Below are 487 nucleotides of genomic sequence, written 5' to 3' on the forward strand. Positions count from 1 at the left end.
GCGATGATCTTCTCGCGGGTCAGCGCGGCGCCGCCGCCCTTGATCAGGCGCTTGTGCGGGTCGCACTCGTCGGCGCCGTCCACGTACAGCTTCAGCGGGCCGGCGGCGTTGGCGTCCAGGACCTCGATGCCCAGCGCCAGCAGCCGCGCGGTGCTCTGCTCGGAGCTGGAGACGGCGCCGGCGATGCGGTCCCTGATCCGGCCAAGGGCCTCGATGAAGTAGGCCACGGTCGAGCCGGTGCCGACGCCGACGATCATGCCGTCCTGGACGTAGTCGATGGCCTTCTCGCCGGCCAGGCGTTTTGCTTCGGACATGGTGGGATTCCGGTTCCTAGAGCAGGTTCATTCCAGCGACAGCAGCAGCTTCCATTGCGCCGCGGTGACCGGGAACACCGACAGCCGGCTGCCGCGCGCGGTCAGCGGGAAGCCTTCGCCCAGCGCGTCGGTGTGCTGCTTGATCTCCTCCAGCGGGATGACCCGTTCGAGCT

2 protein-coding genes are annotated in these 487 nt (G+C 68.8%); both read right to left on the reverse strand.

The window, feature by feature from the left end; genetic code table 11:
• On the reverse strand, nucleotides 1-314 hold a 314-nt coding region (locus CSC70_RS14220; RefSeq protein WP_211369515.1), incomplete at its 3' end, for a ribose-5-phosphate isomerase A.
• Nucleotides 315-341: 27 nt separating this feature from the next.
• The coding region (locus CSC70_RS14225; RefSeq protein WP_162457222.1) for an EVE domain-containing protein at nucleotides 342-487 on the reverse strand (146 nt) is incomplete at its 5' end.

Origin of the sequence: Pseudoxanthomonas kalamensis DSM 18571 (assembly GCF_010211745.1) — a bacterium.
Classification (GTDB): Bacteria; Pseudomonadota; Gammaproteobacteria; order Xanthomonadales; family Xanthomonadaceae; genus Pseudoxanthomonas_A; species Pseudoxanthomonas_A kalamensis.